4 protein-coding genes are annotated in these 4,644 nt (G+C 43.0%); 3 read left to right on the top strand and 1 reads right to left on the bottom strand.

Annotated elements, in window-relative coordinates; translation table 11 throughout:
- The 3 genes from ACH2DQ_RS09435 to ACH2DQ_RS09425 form a co-directional block, all read left to right on the top strand.
- On the top strand, positions 1-2,575 hold a 2,575-nt coding region (locus ACH2DQ_RS09435; protein WP_395026520.1), incomplete at its 5' end, for a SpaH/EbpB family LPXTG-anchored major pilin.
- Positions 2,576-2,649: 74 nt separating this feature from the next.
- A complete protein-coding gene (locus ACH2DQ_RS09430; protein WP_394915484.1) occupies positions 2,650-3,486 on the top strand; it encodes a class C sortase in 837 nt (278 codons plus the stop codon).
- A complete protein-coding gene (locus ACH2DQ_RS09425; RefSeq protein WP_394915485.1) occupies positions 3,483-4,232 on the top strand; it encodes a class C sortase in 750 nt (249 codons plus the stop codon). Before ACH2DQ_RS09430 ends, ACH2DQ_RS09425 begins: the two co-directional genes overlap by 4 nt.
- 37 nt (positions 4,233-4,269) lie before the next feature.
- On the opposite strand, the gene ACH2DQ_RS09420 is transcribed toward ACH2DQ_RS09425, so the two are convergent.
- Positions 4,270-4,644: substrate-binding domain-containing protein (locus tag ACH2DQ_RS09420; RefSeq protein ID WP_395026516.1), on the bottom strand; the 375-nt coding region annotated here is incomplete at its 5' end.

The raw sequence follows: 4,644 nt of genomic DNA, 5'->3' as shown, positions 1-4,644 counted from the left end.
TGTCTCTGTTACGGCGGCATTTACACAGCATCTGACAGCAGAACAGCAGGATCCCCTGCATCCCGTGGAGGTAACCTTAGCAGTTTTAAAGAAACTGAAATATCCCACAGGAAAAGAAATAACACCGGTTCCGGAAGGAATGTTTGTATTTTCCCTGACAAATGATCCAGAATACCCATCAACTCCCGCTCTGCCGTCCACATTAGCTGCAGTAAATAAAGCAGATGGAACCGCAAAGTTCGGAACAATTACTCTGGGAAGTGAAATTACCACGGATACTGTGAAAGAGGGAGAAAATTATGTCTATCATTACCTCATTACAGAAAAAGACAACGGTGATCCCAATTACATTTATGACTCCAATGTCTATACAGCAGCAGTTGCCATCGGAAAAGCAGAAGGCACAGACCGGCTGGAAGTAAAAAGTATCACTTATACCTCTTCTCAGGGGACGGACAATGCCGAACAAGCTGTCTTTGTCAATACGCTGATTGCGGTTCCACTCCAATTCTACAAAGTGGATGGGAATGATAACGATAAGCCCTTAAGTGATGTAAAGTTTACTCTTTATTCCTGCGGGGCAGAGCATAAGCAGGATGCAGAGCATGACGAACTGGTTACCAGTGAACCGGAAAACTGCTGGATTGAAAGAGATACAGCGGTAAGCGATGAAGATGGACTGGTAGATTTCGAGGATGTACCAAGCGGCGATTATCAACTGGTGGAGGTACAGACGAATCCCGGATACAGCCTGCCTCTGGGACAGTGGCGCATCCATGTGGATGTTACCCATAAAGAAAACCCCATTACCATAAAAGCAGCAGGAGATCCATTGCCCCCCGCTTTTATAAAAGAAATTCAAGGCGAAAAAGTAATATACAAATTACCCAATTTCAAAAAAGCAGATTTGCCTCTGGCAGGTGGCAGCGGCACAAAGATTTTCTCCATTTGCGGTGTGGGAGTGATATTGACAGCAATCATTCTGCTGGTATTCACCGGCGGAAATTCAAAAAGAAAGAAAAGGAGTACCAAAGTTATGAGAAGAATAATCAATAAATTAAGTGCTGTATTCATGGCAGCCGTTATAACAGCCGGTATGTTTACTGTTTCTGCAGCAGCAACCGGAAATAATACAGATCTGCCCGGAGAAAAGGGCAGTCTTACCATCCACAAGTATTTAATGGATGACTTAACAGAAGCAGATACCCCCGGAAACGGAAATGAAACAACGGAAATACCAGAATCTGCAATACCTTTAAATGGAATCGAATTTAAGGTTGAAAAATTAAAGATCACACTGGATGCTGATGGAAATGCTATTTCTCCCACCGGAGGGAAGATACCTGCAAATGCATCGGAAGTGACAGAAGATATGATTGACAAAGACTCAGCCCAGACGGTTATCACATCCGGAACAGGTACAGACGGCAAAGATCTGGGTATAGCAGTGCTGCCAGATCTTGCAAGAGGCTTTTATTATGTAACAGAGCTTCCAAGTGAAAAGGTAGCAGAACCGGTAGCACCGTTTATCGTCAGTGTACCGATGACCAATCCGGAGGGCACCGGATGGATAACCGATGTTCATGTTTACCCGAAAAATGAAAGTGCCAGTATTGATAAATATGTGACCAAAGTTCCCAACAAACATGAAACTTCCGATACCCACGGCGGGAAAGTAACCTGGATTATTCAGCCGTCCGTACCAACCAATGTGGCAGCAGCAAAAAAATATGATATTACCGATGAACTGGATCCTGTATTAAAGTATATTGCGGATTCCGTTAAGGTGTACGGGGTAAAAGACAGAAATACGGAGACAGGCAGCGCAGGTGAGATATTGATTCCAGCGGGAAATTATGATACATCTGAGACAACAGAAAGCAAAGTAAAAGTCAGTTTTACACAGGCAGGACGCCAGCATTTGGCAGACAGCGGTTACAAATTCATAAGAGTTGTATTTGAAACAACCCTGACCAAAGATGCCCCTATGCAGACTGAAATAAAAAATGGTGCAAAAATGGACTACAAAAACCAGTTTGACCAGGATAAGAGCTATGAGGTACTGCCTGAAAATAAGCCCGAAGTACATACCGGAAAGATCGGTATTGTTAAAGTCGATGCCAATAATCAGGAAATAAAACTTGCCAATGCCAAATTTGCTATAGCAGCCAGCTTAAACGATGCTAAAAATAAAAGGTACATCAAAGACACAGATGGAAATGATATCATCGTGACTACAAAAGCGGATGGAACAGCTGAATTTTTGGGATTCTCTTATGGTATTACCGGTGATAAAGTTACGCAAGATACAAAACCTACCACCTATTATTTAGTAGAGACACAGGCACCGAATGGCTACAACCTTTTAAATGAACCGGTGAAGGTAACCATAAATCCTGCAGGGATAGAGGGGACAGGCTATATTGCAAAGGTAACGGTTAAGAACAGCAGTGCATTTATACTGCCCATAACCGGTGGAATGGGTACCACAATCTTTACGGCAGCAGGAATCGGTTTCATTGTACTTGCAGGAATACTGTTGATCCATTCTTTTAAAAAACGTAAAGTAAATTAGTAATACAGGAGCAGTATAAGTGAAAGGGGGAAGGAAAGCTTCCCTCTTTTCTTGTATGGAACAGAGGAGTATATATGAAAAGAATAATTTCAATCGTGCTTTTATTACTGCTGGGTCTGGGATTTTTCCTGTATCCCCATGTCAGTAATTTCCTCATGGAGCGAAACCAGTCTTATGCCATACAGAATTTTGAAAAGCAGGTGAAAAATGCGGACAGCGGAAAAATAGAGGCAGAATGGAAAAAAGCAGAGGAATATAATGAAAGCCTGAGCGGAAATGTGCTGAGGGATCCGTTTCTGGAAGGAAGCGGCATGGTACTCCAGGACAATTACAAAGAAGTATTAAATATAAATGGAATTATGGGCTATATTGATATCCCGGATATCCAGGTAAATCTGGCGATCTATCATGGCACAGGAGAGTCCACATTAAAAAAAGGCGCAGGGCATCTGGAGGGAACTTCGCTGCCAGTAGGAGGGGCTGGGACACATGCAGTATTTACAGGGCATACGGGGCTGACAACCGCAAAATTGTTTACCGATCTGACCGAACTAAAAGAGGGAAATATGTTTTATCTGCACATTCTGGATCGTGTTCTGGCTTACCGGGTTGACCAGATTAAGGTAGTGGAACCGGAACATACAGATGATTTAAAGCCGGTTGCGGGAGAAGATTATGTGACTCTGATAACATGCACCCCCTATGGGGTTAACAGCCACAGGCTTCTGGTCCGGGGCAAAAGAACAGAATACCATGCATGGCAGGAAAAGCAGACAGTGGAGAACACGGAAAGAAAGCTGACCAGGGAGGAACAGACGCTTTTGATCACGTGTATTACAACAGCAGTAGTGATCCTCCTTCTTATATTTATTGTGATTCTGGGAAAGAGAAAGAAAGGAAGGAAGAAATGATCTTAAAGAAAAAAATTCTAATCAGTCTGGCTGTGGTTTCTTTGGGGGTCGGTCTGGGATTGTTGCTCTATCCTTACGCTTCCCAGCAAGTGTATGTCCGGGAGGTTAAAAAAGTTTTAGAAGCATTTGACCGGAAAGTAGACAGAATGAATAAGGAGGTGAAAGCAGATGTATCCGGGACATCCGTTTCCAGATCTTATTTCGATGAACTTTATGAAAAAATATTATCCTACAATCGAGGCTTGTTTTTATCGGGCCAAAAAGACCTGGTGGATCCCTTTTCCTATGAGCAGATCGGATTTAGCCTGAAGGAATGGGGATTCGATGAAGACATGATCGGCAGCTTAAAAATACCAAAAATGAATATCGAGCTTCCCATTTATCTGGGTGCAACCAATGAAAATATGGCAAAAGGAGCGGCGCATCTTACCCAGACTTCACTGCCGGTGGGCGGGATAAATTCAAATGCAGTGATAGCCGCCCATCGCGGGTACAGCAGAGCGGCAATGTTCCGGGATATCGAAAAACTGGAGGAGGGAGATGAAGTAATTATTCAGAATTTCAGAGAGACTTTGAATTATAAGGTCGTGGAAATTAAAATACTGCAGCCTACAGACATTCAGGATATCCTGATACAGAAAGGGAGAGATCTGGTAACGTTGCTTACCTGCCATCCCTACGGCTTTAATCTGCAGAGGTATGCGGTGTTTTGTGAACGTGTTCCATCAGAAAAAGGCAACGGATAAAAAGGGAGCCCAAAACAGGACTCCCGTAATTCAGCTGTTATTCAGTTCCATAGATTTCTTCTTTCGTAAAATAACCGCTTTCGATTAAGATCTTATCAATGTTTTTCGCGGTAATCAGTTTTCCGGTAATCAGATTAGCATCTACACCGTCCTCGTAATCATTGTCAAATTTGGCATTCACGTTTACCTTTTCACCCTTGGCGAGGTGATAGGCTTCATTGACTGCAGTGCTGGCTAATTCCCTCAAATCCATATAAATGGTAACATCCTGTTCACCGGCTGCAATTCTCTTAACTGCATCCAGTTCAGCATCCATACCGGTAATAGGTACGTGATTTGTAATATTTAATTCTTTCAGTGCCTCGGCACAGGCACCAGCAATTTTATCATTTGGTGCCCGAATAGCATCCAC

It is taken from the genome of Robinsoniella sp. (assembly GCF_034124845.1).
The sequence above is the reverse complement of the archived record's forward strand: the minus strand, read 5'-3'. Positions and strand labels throughout refer to the sequence as shown.